The sequence below is a fragment of the Yersinia sp. 1252 StPb PI genome (genome assembly GCF_048593885.1).
Classification (GTDB): Bacteria; Pseudomonadota; Gammaproteobacteria; order Enterobacterales; family Enterobacteriaceae; genus Yersinia; species Yersinia enterocolitica_E.
Genome location: NZ_JAZGQE010000023.1, coordinates 1 through 19,414, shown reverse-complemented (window position 1 = coordinate 19,414; position 19,414 = coordinate 1). Strand labels below are relative to the sequence as shown.

Here is a 19,414-nt window from a genome sequence, read left to right as displayed (position 1 = left end):
TGAGGAACGGTTCATGGCGATTCAAGTTAAGAATAATATCAAATGGGTTGGGCAACGTGATTGGGAAGTGCGTGATTTCCATGGTACTGAGTACAAAACCCTGAAAGGGACCAGTTACAACAGCTATTTAATCTGCGAAGAAAAAAACATTCTGATCGATACTGTTGATCAGAAATTTGATCGAGATTTTGTTGCCAATTTAGCACAAGAGATCGACTTAAATACGCTCGACTATATTGTTATCAACCATGCAGAAGAAGACCATGCCGGTGCATTGACCGAGTTAATGGCGCGTATCCCCAACACCCCGATTTATTGCACCGCCAATGCTATCGACTCAATTAACGGACATCATCATCATCCTGAATGGAATTTCATTACCGTTAAAACCGGCGATACCTTAGATATCGGCAACGGTAAGCAATTGATCTTTGTTGAAACGCCGATGCTGCACTGGCCTGACAGCATGATGACTTACATCACGGGTGATGCCGTGTTGTTCAGTAATGATGCTTTCGGTCAGCACTACTGTGATGAGCATCTGTTTAATGACGAGGTCGATCAGACCGAGCTTTATGAACAATGCGCTCGCTATTATGCCAACATTTTGACCCCTTTCAGCCGCTTGGTAACACCAAAAATCAATGAAATTCTTGGTTTCAATCTGCCAGTATCAATGATTGCCACCTCCCATGGCGTGGTATGGCGCGATAATCCAACCCAAATTGTCACGCAATATCTGGCTTGGGCGGCAGATTATCAGGAAGACCGGATAACCATTTTCTATGACACCATGTCAAATAATACCCGAATGATGGCCGATGCTATTGCTCAGGGTATTCACGATACCGACCCCGGTGTGGCGGTGAAGATCTACAACATTGCCCGCCATGACAAAAATGAAATCCTCACCCAGGTCTTCCGTTCTAAAGGCGTTTTGGTGGGTTCTTCCACCATGAATAACGTCATGATGCCAAAAATCGCGGGGATGCTCGAAGAGTTGGCTGGATTACGTTTCCGTAACAAAAAAGCTGCGGCATTTGGCAGCTTTGGCTGGACTGGCGGTGCGGTTGACCGCATTCAAACTCGCCTGATGGATGCCGGGTTTGATATCTCGCTCTCCTTAAAAATGAAATGGCGACCTGATACTGATGCTTTAGAAGAGTGTCGTGAGCATGGGCGTAAAATTGCCCGTGAATGGGCACTTCACCCATTGGATACCCTGCGCTCATCTGAGGTTGACGCCATCACCCAAGAAAAGGCTCACAGTGAGAATAGCCCCTCACAACCTTCTCTTGGTATTTCAATGCAATGCAGTGTCTGCCAGTGGATATATGATCCGGCGCTGGGTGAACCTCTTCAAGAGGTTAAGCCGGGAACCTGTTGGGAAAATGTCCCCGACTTCTTCCTCTGCCCAGAGTGTGGCTTGGGCAAATCTGTTTTCGATCCACTGTAATGGAGCATGTTATGACAGATAACATTATTATTGTGGGTTCAGGTTTTGCCGCCCGCCAGGTGGTTAAAAATATCCGCAAACTTGACCCGCAAGTGCCAATCCACATGATCGCTGCTGACAGTGGTGTGGACTATAATAAACCTGATTTAAGTCATGTATTTAGTCGTCAGCAGAGCGCTGACGATCTAACACGGCTGTCGGCCGAGCAGTTTGCAGCAGAAAATAATGTTACTTTACATACAGCGATGTTGGTCACTGCCATTGAGCGGCACACTAAACGCGTTTTTTGTGGTGATCGGGCATTTAATTATCATAAATTGGTGCTGGCTACCGGGGCGGCAGCGCTAGTCCCTGCCGTGCCCGGTAGCGAGATGATCGTTACCTTCAATAGCCAAAATGAATATCGGCAACACCAAGATAGGTTGCAAAAGGCACAGCGTGTTTTAGTGTTGGGCGGCGGATTAATCGGGACGGAATTGGCGATGGACCTACAGCGTTCCGGTAAACAGGTGATGTTGGTGGATAAGGCACACAGTTTGCTGGCCGCTGTGATACCGGTGGAGATCAGTAGCCGCTTACAACAACGCCTCAGCCAGAGTGGTGTTACTTTGGTATTTAATAATGAATTGCTCAGTGTGACAAAAGTCACCAACGGGTTGCGAGTAGAACTTCGCGCGGGTCAAACGTATACCGTTGATGCTGTTATTGCTGCGATTGGTTTAAAGCCGGAAACTGCCCTCGCCGCTGCCGCAGGTCTCGATATTGGGCGTGGTATTAAGGTCAATAATCAGTTGCAAACGGTTGATCCAGATATCTTTGCCGTGGGTGATTGTGCCGAGGTCGAGGGGAAAGTACTGCCATTTTTGCAGCCCATATTAGTGGGAGCCATGACACTGGCAAAAAATATTCTAGGGGGAGCCGCGTGTCTCACCCTGCCGCCGATGTTAGTTAAAGTCAAAACACCTGATCTACCGCTCTATTTCGCTGGCGAAACCAACCGCGAGGATCTCCACTGGGAAATATGCCTGACAGCGCAGGGGATAGTGGCGCGTGGTACTGATAACTCACAGCAATTACGCGCGTTCGTCGTCAGCGAACAACAGACCCAACAGGCTTTCCCCCTGTTACGTGAACTGAGTGTGTAGCATTAATCGTGCTGCGCTATAACATCACAACGCTAGCCCCCCGCCACCTGCGTAGGGGGTTTTGCCTGCAATTTTCATCACTTCAGCCCCCAAGGTGACAAAAGGTGCCCGCCGGCTGGCGTAGATAATGCCGCCGGCCTGAGCACGAACCGCTTTTACCGTATCGGTGAGCGGATCAATAATTTCAGCCACCACTTCATCTTTCCCAACCCATTCACCCGGCTGGCGTAATAACAGCAAAATACCACTGGCAGGTGCCGTCACTATCTCACCTGCGGTAAATGGCAACAGGGTGACTTCCCGCTGCGGAATAGCCAAAGGTTGCCCTTTGACTGCGCCACGGTACTGCAAATAGTGATAAAGACGCTCGGCATCAGCACTGGCCAACGCGTGGCTAACATCCTGTTGACCCCGTAATTCTAGCGTCACCGCCATGCAACCCGGTTCAAACTTTAACGCCGGATAATGTGCCGCCAACCGATGCCATGGCAAGCCGCAAGCCTCATCAAAGGATCCACCACCACTGTCTTGTGACAGTAATACGGTACCAATATCTAAAAAACGTGCCAGTGTCTCTGCCGGTTCGCGCCAGGCAGGATCTGCATACATGTGCAAAATAGCGTGATCATCACAATGCAGATCCAGCACCAGGTCAGCATCACAGGCCAGTCGCAACAAATGTTGGCGCAGCGCTGCAACTTCACTGCTGGCAGGCAAATCCTGCAATGCCTCAACCATGGCAACTCGCACTTGTTGCTGTATACCAACACTATCAGTGAGCGGCCGCGATGCTAGCCGCGTTTGTACCCCTTGCGCCAGATCAGGAAAATCACGGTTGAAATTGCGGCCACTGCCCAGGTCAAAACGACCGATACCACTATTAAGGAGCACTTGCGCAATACCTACCGGGTTGGCAAGCGGTACAATAATTATTTCACTCTGAATTTCACCGCGCCGTTCCGCCTGACTCAGTAATCTTTTAAGATAATGTAATACCAGCATGCCAGGCAGCTCATCAGCATGCAGGCCAGCTTGTAGATAGATTTTCTCACCAAAACCTTGCTGGCCGAAATGGAAACTGGTTAATTGACGCTGCCCACCCAGGGCATGTTCAGGTAACTTATGATTATTGATTTTCATTGGACGTCCTATCTGTGGAAAAGAAAGCCCGGCTTGACCGAATTGACAAAAAAATCCTTGAAATACTGAGCCAGGATGGTCGCATCTCTTATCAAAAGCTCTCTGAACAGGTAAACCTAACCGCTCGCCCTTGTCTGGAGCGCGTGCGGCTACTGGAACGCGCCGGTATTATCCGCGGTTACAGCGCTATTATTGAGTTGCCGGAACCTGTACATGCTTTTGTTATACAAGCACAAATTGCACTGGCCGACCATGGGCACTCGCAGGCGGCATTTGAACAGGAAGTAGGCAAAACGCCGGAGGTGCTGGACTGTTGGTTGGTCGGTGGCAGCTTCGACTTCCTGGTGCGCATTGGCTGTCGTAACATGGAACACTACCGGTTACTGGCTGATAGTTGGCTGACCAGTAAAAAATTCCGGGTCGATAAAATTGTCACCCTGACGGAATTACAAACCATCAAACGCACTTAAATCTGCAGTGCCCGCACCGGATACTTAATCGTGACGGGCAAAAGCCAGCCAGCGCCGTTCTGCACGTGAAAATAGGTAAATCAGCATAAAAGTGCATAACAGATAGAGCGCCGCCGCCATCAGGAACGGGATGAACGGTGAATAGGTTGCCGCATAGAACGAGCGCGCCACGCCGGTAATATCCAATAGCGTTACGGTACTGGCAAGTGAGGTGGCGTGTAGCAGGAATACCATCTCGTTATTCAGCGCTGGGATACCGCGCCGCAATGTTGCGGGCAGAACCAACCGGCGAATAATCTGCCACTGACTCATGCCAAAAGCTTCGCCAGCCACCCACTCCTGACGTGGAAACGTCACCATCATTCCCGCCAATAATTCTGCCACATAAGCACTGGTATTCAGCACCAGCGCGAGCGTGGCACAAAAAGTAGCATCGCGGAACAGCAGCCAGAATGGTTGGTCGTCCTGCCAACCCAACTGCACGATGTCAAACTGTGACAAACCGTAGTAGATCAGCATTAATTGCAGATAGAGCGGCGTGCTACGGAAAAAATAAGTTACGCTGCGGATGAACCAAGAGAGCGGCCGTGGGCCAAAAGCTTGCCCAACTGCCATCAGTAGTGCCAACAATAAACCCGGCACCACGGACAGTAAAAACAGCTTAGCGGTCATGGCCAACCCGGTAACATCCGACCCGTCGCTATACAAAAATGTCGGTGCAGCCTCCAGCATGGTTTGCAGATTCATCCTTGCCTCGCTGCACTAGAGGTTGACAGCGCATAGCGCCGTGAAAGCCGACTGAATCCCCAACTAGAAAGCGCGGTGATGACCATGTAAATCATCGCCACCAGGAAGTAAAACAAGAACGGTTTTTGTGTCGCACGCCCTGCCTGTTCAGCCAGCCACACCATATCTTCCAACCCCAGAATGGATATCAACGCTGACGCTTTCATTAAACCAAGCCAGTTGTTATTGATCCCCGGAATAGCAAAACTGAGCATCTGTGGCAACATAATGCGCCGGAATACCTGAGCAGGACTCATACCGTAAGCTATTGCAGCCTCCAACTGACCACGATCAACGGTTTGAAATGCGCCCCGGAACGTTTCAGTGTAGTAAGCGCCGAATACAATACCAATGGCCAACACGCCAGAGATAAACGTGTTGAAGCGAACCGGTCCCACGCCCAATAAACTGAGGAACCCATTCACCAGCATTTCGCCACCGAAAAATAGCAGCAACATAATCACCAGTTCAGGAATCCCTCGCACCAGCGTGGTGTATCCGGTTGATATCCAGCGCAACCAGCGCGGGCCAAACAGTTTGATAACGGCATTGATCAACCCAAGTACCAGTGCCACCGCGAGTGACAGCAGCATCACGCACAGTGACAACCCCGCCCCCTGTGCCAGTAAAGGCAAATATTCGGCTACCATTATTGGCCCCTGTCGCTGAAAAACCGGTGCCGGCGCGTCAGTCATCGGCCCGGCGGGTTTACATCACAAAAAATGGTGGCGCACTCAGTTGCCGTAAATATCGAAGCTGAAATATTTTTTCTGAATGGCGTCATAAGTACCATCAGCACGGATCGCCTTAATTGCCCCATTCAATGCATCGCGTAACGCTGGATTATCTTTACCGACGGCGATCCCCACATCAGATGAGATAGTTTCGTCTTGGATAACCGGCCCGGCAAAAGCAAACTTCTGCCCACGCGGGGTATCAATAAAGCTACTGGCAGCCTGAATGTTATCTTGTAGCGAGGCGTTGATGCGCCCGGACAGCAGATCCAGATAGACATTGTCCTGATTGGCATAAGAGACGATTTTCACCCCTTGCCCACCCCAATGCTTTTTCGCATAGGTCTCATGGATTGAGCCGGTTTGCACCCCCACGGTTTTGCCTTTCAAGCTGGCGGTGTCCGGTAACAGCGGGCTGCCTTTGCGCGCCACCAATTGTGCGGCACTGCGATAGTAGCGATCAGTGAAATCCACTTCTTTTTTGCGCTCTTCAGTAATGGTCAGCGACGCAATAATTGCATCGAACTTACGGGCATTAAGTGCCGCGATCATACTTTCAAACGGTTGTTTAACGAATACACACTTCGCATGCAGGTTTTCACACAAGGCATTCGCGATATCGATATCAAAGCCGGTGATCTCGCCACTGGGAGAAAGAACATCAAAAGGTGGATAACCCCCGTCGACACCAAAGCTAATAGTGTCAATGGTCTGAGCCGCCACGGGCGCGGAAAGTATCAGGCCGGTCAATATTGCAGCTAATGTCTTTTTCATGGTTAAGATCCCAATGTTGGCAAGTAATAGAAACCGCAAGGATTAGAAACGAAGCGAGAGGCAGGTCAAGCCGCCATCCATTTTTTTAAATTCACTGGTATCAAGTTGAATAATTGGCATTCCCAGCTTTTCAATTTGCGCCAACGTGTAAGGATACCCTTGCGGGGTAATCAACGTATCATTGATCCACAAAGTATTACCGGCGTAAGACTCATCTTCAGGAATAACAAGGGTATTAAACCGAGAAAACGCAGGATGGTGCTGATAATCCTCGGTCAGCAACAAGGTGTTACGCCCAACATAGTTAACAATCGACTTCAGGTGTAACCCCGCACTCACTGCTATTGGCGTTACCCGATAGCCATAGCGCGCGACCGCGGCGGTAAATTCGCTGATCCCTACTTCATCAGTGCGTGAAGTCAGGCCGATGAAAAATTGTTTATCCACCAACAGCACATCACCCCCATCAAGATGGCCTTGCTCGCTCATTCGAACAACCGGGCGGTCGGTAAATAGCGGCTCGATAGTCGCCACTTCGCCTTGGCGGCTGGGTGCCCCAGGGTGGGTTATCACCGCCAGTTCCGGCATGACGACGGCGGTATCCTCAACAAAGTGCGCATCAGGGAATGCCGGTGCTGCCGGTAAAATAGTCACTTTCAGGCCAAGACGGAGCAAGGTATCCACGTAGGCCAAAAATTGGTGACCCGTCACAGCAATATCTGGGGCGCCCAATTGGGACGTGGTCTGGCCGCTACCACAGGTAGCCGCCGGCAGTCTGGCAATGGCTTGAGTAAAGTGCATAGGCGAGTCTCTTGATTGAGTGTGGCAAAAGTGTTGATCTGATTATTAAACAGATACTGTTACCAATCAGGTTGAATCAGCTAGCACTGCCATACATTTACGCTGTATATGACTCTCTCTGCGACCTATTCAGTTGTCAGATGAAAACCATAGACAACCCGCTTTAGCTATATACTATTTGATATAACTTATCGGGCAGTATCCGAGACAGGCAAGCTACCCTTCCTGTCTCTGCGCGCGTAGCGTGCTAGCGAACCTAAGGAAACCGAATGAAAAAGTTAATCATGGTGATGATTACACTATTGCTGATTGCCTGTGCAAATACCGGTCATGTCGGGGTGAGTGGGGGTTCGGGCGGAGTATCGAGTATCAGCATTGGCACCGGCATTCGCCGGTAATACAGGCAGGTGTTTTCAGTCCCTGCCTTACCGGTATTGACTGTAAAATTGGCGGTCAGCTATCTGTTTTCAGGACTGGAGCATCAGCGGAAAAACGTGCTGAAATAGCATCCCGTTCATAACCTTGCCGCTCAGTCAAAATGGTATATAACTCTGGGCGACGACCATAGATCCAGCGCCGTCCAGTACTGAGTGGGATCAAGGAGAGATCCAGCTCAGCGCACACCATCATGTCGGCGGCCTCCCAGGTTTCATTGATGATGCGGCCATACGGGTCCAATATCATCGCATTACCGGTGCGCACTTCATCATCATCGGCCCCAATACCATTACTGAACAGAATAAATAAACCATTGTCATGTGCCCGGGCTGGTAACCAGCGCATCAGCCATTCCCGGCCATTGGTGCCACGAATTGCCGCGGTTATTTCTTCTTTTCGTTCAACACGTTGTTGCCACAGTTCGAGTGGAATGGGCTTCATGCCATAAGGGCTACGGGAGTGAGTTCCACCGGTTTGGTGTGGTGCCAATAATATATCCGCGCCCAGTAAGGTGGTAGCGCGAACATTCTCCACCAAATTGTTATCCCAGCAGATAAGGATGCCCACTTTGACCCCCCAAGGGGTGTCAAATACGGTGTAAGAATCGCCGCTGCTAATGGTTGGATGCTCAAAAGCATGCAATTTTCGATGAGTGTGCAAGGTGCCATCAGGCATGCAAGCAACATAGGCGTTATAGAGTCGCCCGTCATCTGCCCGCTCAATCAGGCCCACAGCAATAAGCATTTGATATTTAACTGCTAACGCACGAACCAAGGCGATTGATGGGCTGTTTTCTATCGATTCCGCCAATGCATTGACTTGCACCGCAGTCAACTTAGGGACATGCCAGTATCCAGTGATACACATCTCTGGAAACGCTAATATTTTGATGTTTTGCAGGGCTGCCTGCTCGATAAACTTCTCAATAACCAACAGATTATATTGTTTGTTATTGGCCTGATGCTGGAACTGCACGGTTGCTGCTGTTATCAATGGTGATTCAGTCACATTATCCTCCTGGGGCATCTACCGCTGATTTTTATCATTGGCATTACAGCAGCCGTATTGATAACTTTATAATGAATGATTTTCCTTTATCGATTACCAATTGGAATGAAATAGTGAATATTAAGTTGCTAAAAGCCTTTGTTATGCTGGCACAGAAAGGCAATTACAATGAAGCTGCACAGGCGCTTTGTATCACGCAACCGGCCCTGTCCAAGCAGATTAACTTATTGGAATCGATGCTAAATCTTCATCTGTTCTCACGCGGGCGTCATGGTGCGCTACTGACCCCTGGCGGCCAACAGTTGCTGGCAGAGGCGGAGAAAGTGATTAATCAGTCTGATTTTTTTCTACAACATGCCACCAGAGTGGCCAAGGGCATTGAAGGGTTTATATCGATAGGTTTTGGATTGTCGACTTTCTATACAGCTCCGCACTGTGTCGCCAAATTCAGAGAGCAGTTTCCTGGCGTTGCCATTACGTTGGAGGATATCCCCTCGGCACAGCAATATGCATTATTAACCCACGGTGAACTGCAAATAGGATTTGTTCGAGTGCCGCCCAAGGCGCCGTTACATTATCATCCCTTATTTGACGATCGCCTGGTGCTGGTAACCCCGCAAGATAAGGCACTAACACTCGACGAATGGTTAAAACATCTGCCGTTACTGCGTTTATATAGCGAGCGTGGGCGCGGGCTAAATGCACAAATTGACCTGTTCTTACAGTCAAATCAACTCTACGCGCCAGCGATGCAAGAAGTTGAGGATATCCAAACCATACTCGCACTGGTGATTGCCGGTCTCGGCGTGGCATTACTGCCGCAGAGTGTGGTGCATATCGCGCCCCCGACGATGAATATTATTGCGCTCAGCGGTGACACCCTCAGTTGGCAAGTGGGTATTGCCTGGAATAGTGCTATTCCTGATTTGGTGCGGGACAATTTTATTAAGATGGTCATCGAGCATAACCGGCAAAACATCGATTGATACTTTGCCGGTTTATGGCGTGATGAGATTAGCGGAACGGCGGCTCGTTAAAGGTACGCAGTTTGCGTGAATGCAGTTGATCACCCTCCGCGCGCAATAAATCTATTGCCCGAATACCAATCTGCAAATGCTCTGAAATAGCACCTTCATAGAAATGGTTCGCCTGCCCCGGCAACTTGATTTCGCCATGTAACGGTTTATCTGAAACACAGAGCAATGTGCCATAAGGCACCCGGAAGCGATAACCTTGAGCTGCAATGGTGGCACTTTCCATATCGACGGCAACTGCGCGGCTTAAGCTAAAACGCAGTGCTGACGCAGAAAAACGCAGCTCCCAGTTACGGTCATCAGAAGTGACTACCGTCCCGGTGCGCAATCGCTGTTTGACTTCAACACCTGGCATGCCACTCACCGCTTTGGTTGCGTCATACAATGCCCGCTGTACCTCAGCAATACTTGGGATCGGGATATCTGGCGGCAACACCGCATCCAACACATGATCATCACGCAGATAGGCATGAGCCAGCACATAATCGCCGATGGCCTGGCTTTCACGCAATCCACCACAGTGCCCAATCATCAACCATGCATGAGGCCGCAGTACCGCCAGATGATCACAAATAGTTTTGGCATTGGATGGGCCGACGCCAATATTCACCAAAGTAATGCCATGACCCCCTTCTGCAATTAAGTGATAGGCCGGCATCTGATGTTTTTTCCATGCCAGATCAGAGGTGGTCTTTTCAGGATCAGCATTTTCAGCCGTTATGTAGCTGCCACCGGCACAGGATAAGGCTTTATAAGGGCTGGCGGGGTCGAGAATCTGCTCACAAGCCCAACTGACAAACTCATCGACATAGCGGCTGTAGTTAGTGAACAGGATATAAGGCTGAATATGTTCTGCGGGGGTGCCCGTGTAATGTTTTAGCCGCGCCAGTGAAAAATCAGTCCGCAAGGCATCGAAATGCGATAAGGGAAAATCAGCGGTGGCAGTATCAATACCATCAGTAATGCCATCACCGATTTTTGCCAAATCCGTGGTTGGGAAGTGCTGAGCAAGGCCCGCCGTCATCGACCGGTCGAGAATGAGGTCAGAACCGTCGATCACAAAAGGATATGGCATTTCTTGTTGTGACGGTGTCACTTCAAACACCGCGCCGTACTCACTTTCAAGCAAGGTGAGTTGCTCTGTCAGATAGTCCCGAAATAATGTCGGCCGAGTAACAGTGGTACTGTATTGCCCGGTCCGGGAGAAACGCCCATAAGCACGGGTACGCTGGTGGTCGCGGAATCTTCCGTCCCAACTGACACTGAGCTGTGGATATGAGAACAAGCCCTTAGCCCTTTCACCAACATCCGGCAGAGCGCCATCGCGAATAAAAGCGCTAATAGCATCACGCAATGCCGCAAGTGCTGACTCGTATAGCGTCTCAAGCCTATCAATCGCTTCGTTGGCTGATAGGTGAATGGTATTTTGTGATTGATTCAAGATATCTCCTTTCAATACGCGTAAAGGCGGGGCTTAGCTTACTCAATTAACCGACGCAGAAACATAGTAAAAAACACGGTTTTACTGTCCATCGACGTAATGTGCCCTGTAATGAACATTTTGCCGTTACAGAGCAAATATCCAAACACGCGTTACACCAAAAACCTCCATTCATTGAAAACAAGAGGACATTTTGCCACTTATTCCGTCGTTTGATTCCCCTTCACCAACACTAAAGTATAGGTTGTCGCAGATAACACATTATTTTCTGCCTTGGGCAACACTATAAAGGTCTCTTTTGCGTGGCAAAATCATTTTTACGCAGTGGTAGTTTGGACGACATTCTGGCGTTAGGCGAAAACGGGCAACCGGTTTATGCCTCTGCACGGCAGATAAGAGAGGCATTACGCCTTAAAAAACAGCAACATATTGCTGACTGTCTGGCCATACCTCAACTTAATGAACGCGGCGACCGCATAGATTGGTATGCCCCCATTGAAGGCAAAGTGACCTCATGGCTGGCAGCCAGCAGTGTTGAGCGCAAGGCAGCGGTTAAGCAGTTGTCCGCCTGTCTGGCAAGTGCCAATGACTTGTGTCAGCGGGCGCAAAAATCTGATAACGCCGCACAGCGGTTATTTGGCGTACTGTTGGCCAAAACAATGCAATTCCCCGATCAAAATCACGTTTATTTAGTGGCAGGCAAGCCAGTACTGACCTTTTGGGGATTTGTCAGCCCGGATAAAAAAACACGCACTGACCCACTCGATTGTCTGCGCCAGACCAGCGAAGCTTACGAGCCGATTGAACCTATTATCGCTACCATTGCGGCCCCAATGCCCACGCCGCCTGCCGCTGCTGTCATTGAGTTAGCGCCTCAGGCCGAAACTACGTTGCTGCCCCCCCTGCCAGAACCTGTCGCAGAGGTCACCCCGCCATCAAAAGCAGTAAAAAAACCAACACGTTGGCTACGATTTAGCTGGATGTTACCGGTGTTGGCGCTAATTATCGCCTTGATAGTGCAATTCAGTGGTGGAATGCCGGAAAATGCCGCTGCCGCCCCGGATGTTAAGCCCACTGTCCTTGAAGATAAATCAGCCACTGAAGATAGAACCCTGTCAGCACCGGTAGCCACTGCACCTGTTGCTCAAATTATCCAGCCCACAATTGCATCACAACTGCCGTTGAATAATGCCACCGTCGTGCCTGCGTCAGCTATCGCGGAACCGACCGCCGTCGCATTGCCGACCACCGTTGAGAGCAAAAGTGCGCTGATACTCCCTTCGGATGCCGTCAAAGTGGGATCGACTACATTCCTTAATGGCAACTGGCGTGTCAGCCCGGATATTAAAGCCGCCCAAACCGGTAAAGCACCCAGCCTGAAGTATCAAATTAAAAACGGTAAAGGTACGGTGAAAATCACCCACGGGGATAACGTGACTTGCCGCGCAAATATCACTGCTGGTGTAATGAAGTCAGGCAATTTGGTAATTAATAGCCGCTATAGGGCGCAGTGCAGTGATGGTTCAAAATATCAAATGCCTGAGATCGTCTGCAAACAAGGCGTGAGCGGGATTGCAGATTGCAAAGGCCGTTACGATGCCAATACGACCCTTCCAATGACGATGAAGCGTGAGACTAAATAATATTATGCTGGCAACGATCACGGATTTAAAACAGAAAATTACGCTTATTCAGGACAGTGGCATTCAGTTTCTGGACTTCGCTTTAAAGCCCCAATTAGAGACTGAGCTGCCAAATAAATTCGTCCGCAAAAGCGCTAATGGCCCACTATTACGCCTGAATTACCATCCACATAATGGTAAATATTCGCTAATGGTACCCGGCTCAGCCCCAGAGATTGTTAAACCTGAATTTAGTATTCCATTGGAACAATCGCTAAAACTGCTGAACAAGATTTGGTTACCGCTGCCCTTCTTGCGTTTTAATCCGCCGCGCACCTTCGTTAATGGGCCTGATAACTGGGCCAGAGTACAGATTTTAGTGCTAGATTCGCCAGATCAAGATGGCAATACTTTACGTGTCACCATGGCATTTGATACCAAAGTCTATCCTGAAGGTGATGCTAATGAGTATTTGGCACCTAATGAAAATGATGTCAAAACTGGATTAAGTTTCGCCCTGGCCTACCACAATGAAGAATTGGCAGAATTCCTTGATTTAACCTGGGTTGACGGTTGGTTGCGGGAAGTTTTTGTTCAACAGGCATCAGAACAGGAAGAACGCACCGAAAGGCATATCAGTGTATCGCTGCGCGAATTCGAATATCAGGCGCACTATCTTAATTTGCTGGAGTTACTTGGCAGCCAGATTGGTGTGCCAGAAATCAAAATCAACACCAGCACCCTACAAGAACCTACCGTTAATGTTGATTTGATCCTCGATGTCGGCAACTCGCATACCTGCGGCATTTTGGTGGAAGACCATGCCGATGAAAGTAATGGCCTGAAACAGACTTACGAATTACAAATTCGTGATTTAAGCGAGCCACACTATCTGTATAACGAACTGTTTGAAAGCCGGATTGAATTTGCGCAAGCGAAGTTCGGCAAACAGAATTTTTCGGTGGAAAGTGGTCGTGACGATGCCTTTATCTGGCCTGCGATTACCCGTGTTGGTCGTGAAGCCAGCCGTATGGCACAGCACCGTTTGGGCACCGACGGGTCTACCGGCATTTCCAGCCCCCGCCGCTATCTGTGGGATGAAGAGACCTATACTGCGGGCTGGCGCTTCAACGAGACCCAAACCACACTGATACATGAACCGCTGGCGACGGCGTTGCCGCTGACCAATCTGGTCAATGATGACGGCCAACCGCTCTATACGGTGCCAGTAGATGAACGGCTCCCGGTATTTTCACCACATTATAGCCGTAGTTCATTGATGACATTTATGTTGTCGGAACTATTGGCGCAAGCGCTGATGCAAATCAACAGCGCGGCACAACGTTTGAAAATGACCCATGCCAATGCGCCACGGCAATTACGCGCCATTATCTTAACGCTGCCTTCTGCCATGCCAAAACCGGAGCGCGAGATATTCCGCCGCCGGATGAATGAAGCCATTGCCTTAGTTTGGAAATCTATGGGTTGGCATCCGGCAGATGATAACTTCGCATCCACGCAAGGCCGCGCCAAAAGCCAGGTTCCAGTACCCGATGTACAGATGGAATGGGATGAAGCGACCTGCGGTCAGATGGTTTATCTGTATAACGAAACTCAAGTTAATTTCGGTGGCCGTACCGCCGCCTTTTTTGCCAGTATGGCACGACCCGATAAACAGCCGGAAGCTGGGGATGTTGTCGGGAAAACCTTACGTATCGCCTCTATCGATATTGGCGGTGGCACCACCGACCTGGCGATTACGCAATATTGGCTGGATGATGGTATTGGCAATAATGTCAAAATCAGCCCGCGCCTGTTATTCCGTGAAGGGTTTAAAGTGGCCGGTGATGATATTTTGCTGGATGTTATTCAGCTCTATCTTCTACCTGCCCTCCAGGCTCGCCTTAAGAAAGCTGGCGTCACCAATACTGATGCCTTGCTGGATAAATTATTCGGCAATGATGGCCGCATGGATGGGCAATCAGCCCTGCGTCAGCAAGCCACATTGCAGATATTTATGCCCGCAGGCCGGGCTATTCTGGAAGCCTACGAAAACTTTGATCCCCTGGATGCCAGTGCAGAAATAGACGCTAATTTTGGCGAGCTATTACCCCAATTACCGACGCAGAAAGTCCTTGATTACATTAACAGCGAAGTTCAGCGTGAACTGCCAACAGATGCTGGCGGGTTTGATATTTTGCAGGTTCCGTTAGTATTAAAGCTAAGCAAGTTGCACGGTGAGTTTTTATCTAACCGAATGAGTATTACGCAAAACCTGCGTTCACTGTCTGAAGTGGTATCACTCTATTCTTGTGATGTGCTGTTATTGACTGGCCGCCCTTCACGCTTCCCCGGCATTCAGGCACTATTTCGCCATCTGCAACCGCTGCCCAACAATCGGATTCTCTCGCTGGATGGATATCACACCAGCGATTGGTATCCGTTTAACAAGCATGGTCGCATCGATAACCCAAAATCGACTGCCGCAGTGGGGGCAATGCTGTGTTTACTGGCACTGGATTTACGGCTGGCCGGTTTTTACTTTAAAGCCGGTGATTTCCAACCTTATTCGACCATACGCTACCTCGGGATGTTAGACAGCAGCGACGCACTGACAGAAGAGAATGTCTACTATCGCGATATCGATCTGGATAGCAGCAATTTTGCCTTGCCATCCGACGCTCATTTTCAGGTTAGAGGGTCGTTGTGCCTTGGCTTTCGCCAGCTCGATAATGACCGTTGGCCTGCCTCGCCGCTTTATACCTTATCCATTGTTGATCAGGAACTGGCGCGCAAAGTCGCGGGTGACAGCATATTGCATGTCAGACTGAGATTAGCAAAGGGTGACAAGCAGAATGACGATGGTCAGGAGCGCTTTGAGATAGCGGATGCCGTATTGCAAGATGGGAGCCGTGTGCCATCCCATCATCTGCGCCTCAAGCTCAACACATTAGCCAGCAACGGTTCAGGATCAACCCATTATTGGATTGATAGTGGGAGTGTATTTAGAAAATGAAATCATTAATCACCCAACAGCTCAATAGCCAGCTTGAGCAGGTCACACAAGGTATTGATCAAACAATTGATTGGATTGACAATGTGCGCCAACACGCCATTCGATTGGATATTGAAGCCGATCTTCTCACCATCAAACTGCGTCGCCATCGCAATAAAGCACGTCAGCTAACGGAAACATCCTTAACCGGCATGAGCATTGGCTTTTTTGGTCAGTCATCTGCCGGGAAACAGCACCTTATTTCAGCGCTGGCGGCGGATGAAAATGGCCGCTTGGAAACCACCCTTGGCGGGAAAACCCTCGACTTTTGGCAACAAATAAAACCGGGCTATCAGGCCTGTGGGCTGGCAACACGTTTTAGCCAGCAAGCCGTTAGTCATTACGAAAGCCATCCGGTACGGCTTTCTCTTCTCAGTGAAGTGGATATTGCTAAAATAGTTGTGGGTGCTTATCTACTGGATAACCCTCAAGACCCCCGTCATCAGGATGGACGAGAGCATTCGCTGGATGAACAGCATATTACTGACCATCTGCAACAGCTCGTTATGCGTAGACAACCGATCGCCAATGCAGGTATCAGCAGTGATGATGTCATTGGGCTGTGGGATTATCTGGTTCGTCATGACGCCCCGCGCCAGAGAAAACTGGAAACTCATTTCTGGCCGGTGGCCATTGAACTGGCTCCTTATCTGAGCATTGATGATCGTGCCCTTTTGTTCTCATTACTGTGGACAGAATTACATCCATTGACCGATGCTTACCGCCATTTCGCCTATACTTTGCAACATCTGGGCGGCGCGACTCAAGTACTGTCACCACTAAGCGTATTAGTGGACGATACCCTATTGCCCGCCAATGGCGTTATGAATGTTGCGACACTCTATTCTCTGAACACACCCGCGGATAGCCACATTCAAGTTATGCCCTTAGTTGATGACAATACGACTGATTTAGTGACATTGTCACTTGCTGAGCTAACTTTTTTAGCTGCCGAGTTACATATCCCGCTGACCACCTCTACCCGTAAAAATGTATTTGAATCCATTGACTTGCTAGATTTCCCTGATTTTACTGAGCCATTCGATACACCAGAATACCTTGAACATCCTCCTTATCCGCAGGCCGTTTTGCTATCTCAAGCTAAAAATGCCTATTTACTTGACCGCTACACGGATAAACAACAGATAAACCTGCTATTAGTCTGCAATGCGGCGGGTAAACGCTCAGAAGTCAAAACTGTCGGTAAGGCACTGGATTATTGGGTTAAGCAAACTCAAGGGGAGAATGTGCAGGTGCGTTCCCGTCGCAATCCTGGATTAATCTGGGTATTAACACCCTTTGATCAACGAGTTACCGCAGACCCACAGTTGGCTGGTGCGAAAAATTATGACGAAGCGGTACAACGTCATGTGGGTAATCCTGGTGATAGCTGGGGCTCCATGCTGGCATTGGACACTCGTGGTGTTGAACGAATGGTCACTTATCTGACCCAAGAGATCCGTCGTGATATCAAAACAGAACGGATAACCGAACAACTTCATGAGTTACAACGAGAATTGACCGATAACCTGCTTGCAGGCTGGTATCAGCCAGCAAACAGCGAATTGCAACAGAAACAACGTATTGCTGAAACCTTACTCAAAGCCTTACAAACGCGAACCGGCTTACACGGCGAGTTATTAGAGCGACTGCTGCCCTCTCGTGATGAGTTACGCGGCTTATATCTACAACAGCAAAACCGTGCGGCTGAATTGATCACCCCAGCGACCCATAGCGAACCTTTTAGTATCGGTATCGATATCGACTTATTCAGTGATAGGCCTGTATCCGCGGCATTTCAAACCACGATAACAGCTGCGATAAGCCATGATTATGAAACAGCCTATGCCGCAAGTGTGCAGCGTTATTGGATAAATCACCTGCGACAACTGCCCGATAACGGCCCATTGATTGAACTGCTCGGTATTGCCAAACCCACGATTGAATTGCTGGTTGCAGAACTGATTACCGCCAGTATCCGACTGGATATCGCCGGGCAGTTAATCACGATACTGGCAGACAGTGAGCAAGTTGGTCTGCACCGTGAAACCAAAGCCGATCGTCAGGTATCGCGTGCGTTGACGGTATTGGGCGATTTTGTTGCCTGGCTTGGTTTCTTACAAATAGAGGAAAACCAGCGCCCTGATAGCCGTATTAATCGGGGACATAAGATTTTTGCCCAACCACCTAAATCAGTATCGCCGTTGGGCGCATCACAGCGATTAACCAAATTGGCATTGACCCCGACCAATAATACTGCATTTTATATTTATGATTGGCTGGTTGGCTTAGGTGAAATGATTATTCACAACCAGGGTTATTCTGCCAGCAGCGAAATAAACTTGCAGAATCGTGAACAATTAGCGGCAATATTCTTGCTGATTAATCCGCAATTCAGGCCGTAAACCATCAGTAATATACCCGTTATTCCCCGTTGAATCGGGGGAATAACGGATACCACCATACTGAACTCAACCCATTGGTTCTAAATCACTATCTCCGACCGGCAATGCCCTAAGTACCACAATACCTGGGGTTTTCTTCACATATTCCAAGAAAGGTGAGTCGACAACTTTATTGTTCCCTTTCATTGATGATGCATTACGGAACATCGCGCCTTTTGCTGTCCTGATAAATATTCCTGTATGGGTGACATCCAGGCCTAAAATAGGGGTGTAAATGCCGATATAATCCCCATTTTTTAACTCCGCGACGACCGCATCATTAATAAACTCAGCCGGAATATAAACAATATTACGCTCAATAGCACTCAACCCGGGGATAAACTCGCCACCCTCTTTTTTCTGGTTCAGATTTTTGAGAACAGTGTGGGTATGAGTGCTTATTTGTGCAGTAACATCTTGTGCGTTTAAAGGGGATCGCTGTGACCAGTCAGTAAAGAAATGTTTTCGGTGCAAGTAGCTGACATCAGCATCAACATATCTTGTTCTGATAACTTGCTGCACAAACTCCGCCTTGCTTCCTGATTTTCGCAAGGCTTCAACATAATCCAGGTAGGTGAAACAGTCCAATCCACGGAAATCGACCACTAACTGTTCAGGTTGCGTTAGCGAACCAATGAGTACATTTGCCTCATAAGGTGTACCTAAAAACTCAGCAGATATATTCGCAATAGCATCACCCTTATTGCTATAAGGTGCTGTTTCTAATTTAGCTTCTATAATACTGGTGATACGATTTGCGGTGTAATTATCAATGCTGACCGTTTCGGGAGGGGGTTGTTTCGCACCACATCCTGCGATAACAGCAATGAGAACCAAAGATAACGATTTATGCATAAGTCCCTTCTATGCCTTATCAAGCGGCTATTCCATACACTCCAAGAGTTTTACTTTAATGTTTAAATTTTAAACAGGGTATCAACAAGAGCAGATTAGTCTGTGTTGATAGGCTATCTGAGTGCTGACACCTCATGCTATATGATAAAAAACCTTATCTTGCTAAATCGCTAACCAAAGATCTATTAATTACCTTAATTTTCAAATAATT

General features: G+C 48.8%; 16 protein-coding genes. 8 read left to right on the top strand and 8 right to left on the bottom strand.

Going from position 1 to position 19,414, the window contains the following annotated elements:
- The first annotated feature begins 13 nt into the window (after positions 1-13).
- Positions 14-1,456, top strand: coding sequence for an anaerobic nitric oxide reductase flavorubredoxin (norV, locus tag V2A85_RS05815; RefSeq protein WP_420071040.1), 1,443 nt, complete (start codon positions 14-16; stop codon positions 1,454-1,456).
- Positions 1,457-1,467: 11 nt separating this feature from the next.
- Positions 1,468-2,601 carry an NADH:flavorubredoxin reductase NorW gene (gene norW / locus V2A85_RS05810; protein ID WP_372559040.1) on the top strand — a complete coding sequence of 378 codons (1,134 nt, stop codon included), beginning with the start codon at positions 1,468-1,470 and terminating at the stop codon, positions 2,599-2,601.
- 24 nt (positions 2,602-2,625) lie between these two features.
- On the opposite strand, the gene V2A85_RS05805 is transcribed toward norW, so the two are convergent.
- On the bottom strand, positions 2,626-3,741 hold the full coding sequence (locus V2A85_RS05805) for a succinylglutamate desuccinylase/aspartoacylase family protein (RefSeq protein WP_420071039.1): 1,116 nt from the start codon (positions 3,739-3,741) through the stop codon (positions 2,626-2,628).
- 14 nt (positions 3,742-3,755) lie between these two features.
- Here V2A85_RS05805 and V2A85_RS05800 point away from each other — a divergent pair, with 14 nt between their 5' ends.
- Positions 3,756-4,211 carry an Lrp/AsnC family transcriptional regulator gene (locus V2A85_RS05800; protein ID WP_372559042.1) on the top strand — a complete coding sequence of 152 codons (456 nt, stop codon included), beginning with the start codon at positions 3,756-3,758 and terminating at the stop codon, positions 4,209-4,211.
- Between the two features lie 24 nt (positions 4,212-4,235).
- On the opposite strand, the gene V2A85_RS05795 is transcribed toward V2A85_RS05800, so the two are convergent.
- From V2A85_RS05795 to V2A85_RS05780, 4 genes are all read right to left on the bottom strand, one after another.
- Positions 4,236-4,958: an ABC transporter permease gene (locus V2A85_RS05795; protein WP_083158825.1), complete on the bottom strand. Its 723-nt coding sequence runs from the start codon at positions 4,956-4,958 to the stop codon at positions 4,236-4,238.
- Positions 4,955-5,647 (bottom strand): ABC transporter permease, encoded by a 693-nt coding sequence (locus V2A85_RS05790; RefSeq protein ID WP_372559043.1) that lies wholly within the window; start codon positions 5,645-5,647, stop codon positions 4,955-4,957. Before V2A85_RS05790 ends, V2A85_RS05795 begins: the two co-directional genes overlap by 4 nt.
- A gap of 84 nt (positions 5,648-5,731) precedes the next feature.
- A complete protein-coding gene (locus V2A85_RS05785) occupies positions 5,732-6,505 on the bottom strand; it encodes an ABC transporter substrate-binding protein (RefSeq protein ID WP_083158824.1) in 774 nt (257 codons plus the stop codon).
- 42 nt (positions 6,506-6,547) lie between these two features.
- The gene (locus V2A85_RS05780) at positions 6,548-7,306 is read right to left on the bottom strand and encodes a dimethylarginine dimethylaminohydrolase family protein (protein ID WP_372559044.1); all 759 of its coding nucleotides are present in this window, start codon (positions 7,304-7,306) and stop codon (positions 6,548-6,550) included.
- A gap of 269 nt (positions 7,307-7,575) precedes the next feature.
- On the opposite strand from V2A85_RS05780, the gene V2A85_RS05775 reads away from it, so the two are divergent.
- Entirely contained in the window at positions 7,576-7,704 is a 129-nt protein-coding gene (locus V2A85_RS05775) for a hypothetical protein (RefSeq protein ID WP_265331623.1), read from the top strand.
- A gap of 55 nt (positions 7,705-7,759) precedes the next feature.
- Here V2A85_RS05775 and V2A85_RS05770 read toward each other — a convergent pair whose 3' ends face one another.
- A complete protein-coding gene (locus V2A85_RS05770; RefSeq protein WP_420071038.1) occupies positions 7,760-8,752 on the bottom strand; it encodes a nitrilase family protein in 993 nt (330 codons plus the stop codon).
- 113 nt (positions 8,753-8,865) lie between these two features.
- On the opposite strand from V2A85_RS05770, the gene V2A85_RS05765 reads away from it, so the two are divergent.
- Entirely contained in the window at positions 8,866-9,738 is an 873-nt protein-coding gene (locus V2A85_RS05765; RefSeq protein ID WP_420071037.1) for a LysR family transcriptional regulator, read from the top strand.
- A gap of 28 nt (positions 9,739-9,766) precedes the next feature.
- On the opposite strand, the gene V2A85_RS05760 is transcribed toward V2A85_RS05765, so the two are convergent.
- The gene (locus tag V2A85_RS05760) at positions 9,767-11,227 is read right to left on the bottom strand and encodes an AMP nucleosidase (protein ID WP_372559047.1); all 1,461 of its coding nucleotides are present in this window, start codon (positions 11,225-11,227) and stop codon (positions 9,767-9,769) included.
- Positions 11,228-11,529: 302 nt separating this feature from the next.
- On the opposite strand from V2A85_RS05760, the gene V2A85_RS05755 reads away from it, so the two are divergent.
- Genes V2A85_RS05755 through V2A85_RS05745 form a run of 3 tightly spaced genes read left to right on the top strand, consistent with a single transcriptional unit; the run spans position 11,530 to position 18,309 of the window.
- Positions 11,530-12,870 (top strand): SrfA family protein, encoded by a 1,341-nt coding sequence (locus V2A85_RS05755; RefSeq protein WP_420071036.1) that lies wholly within the window; start codon positions 11,530-11,532, stop codon positions 12,868-12,870.
- 4 nt (positions 12,871-12,874) lie between these two features.
- Positions 12,875-15,865, top strand: a complete 2,991-nt coding sequence (locus tag V2A85_RS05750) for a virulence factor SrfB (RefSeq protein ID WP_372559905.1) — start codon at positions 12,875-12,877, stop codon at positions 15,863-15,865.
- A complete protein-coding gene (locus tag V2A85_RS05745; protein WP_420071035.1) occupies positions 15,862-18,309 on the top strand; it encodes a putative virulence factor in 2,448 nt (815 codons plus the stop codon). The genes V2A85_RS05750 and V2A85_RS05745 overlap by 4 nt, the downstream gene beginning before the upstream one ends.
- Before the next feature lie 66 nt (positions 18,310-18,375).
- Here V2A85_RS05745 and V2A85_RS05740 read toward each other — a convergent pair whose 3' ends face one another.
- Positions 18,376-19,203: a DUF1460 domain-containing protein gene (locus V2A85_RS05740; protein ID WP_083158817.1), complete on the bottom strand. Its 828-nt coding sequence runs from the start codon at positions 19,201-19,203 to the stop codon at positions 18,376-18,378.
- Positions 19,204-19,414 lie beyond the last annotated feature (211 nt).

Coding starts and splice junctions, on each gene's coding strand:
- norV (WP_420071040.1), top strand. CDS start 14: ATGGCGATTCAAGTTAAGAATAATATCAAATGGGTTGGGCAACGTGAT.
- norW (WP_372559040.1), top strand. CDS start 1,468: ATGACAGATAACATTATTATTGTGGGTTCAGGTTTTGCCGCCCGCCAG.
- V2A85_RS05805 (WP_420071039.1), bottom strand. CDS start 3,741: ATGAAAATCAATAATCATAAGTTACCTGAACATGCCCTGGGTGGGCAG.
- V2A85_RS05795 (WP_083158825.1), bottom strand. CDS start 4,958: ATGAATCTGCAAACCATGCTGGAGGCTGCACCGACATTTTTGTATAGC.
- V2A85_RS05790 (WP_372559043.1), bottom strand. CDS start 5,647: ATGGTAGCCGAATATTTGCCTTTACTGGCACAGGGGGCGGGGTTGTCA.
- V2A85_RS05785 (WP_083158824.1), bottom strand. CDS start 6,505: ATGAAAAAGACATTAGCTGCAATATTGACCGGCCTGATACTTTCCGCG.
- V2A85_RS05780 (WP_372559044.1), bottom strand. CDS start 7,306: ATGCACTTTACTCAAGCCATTGCCAGACTGCCGGCGGCTACCTGTGGT.
- V2A85_RS05775 (WP_265331623.1), top strand. CDS start 7,576: ATGAAAAAGTTAATCATGGTGATGATTACACTATTGCTGATTGCCTGT.
- V2A85_RS05750 (WP_372559905.1), top strand. CDS start 12,875: ATGCTGGCAACGATCACGGATTTAAAACAGAAAATTACGCTTATTCAG.
- V2A85_RS05745 (WP_420071035.1), top strand. CDS start 15,862: ATGAAATCATTAATCACCCAACAGCTCAATAGCCAGCTTGAGCAGGTC.
- V2A85_RS05740 (WP_083158817.1), bottom strand. CDS start 19,203: ATGCATAAATCGTTATCTTTGGTTCTCATTGCTGTTATCGCAGGATGT.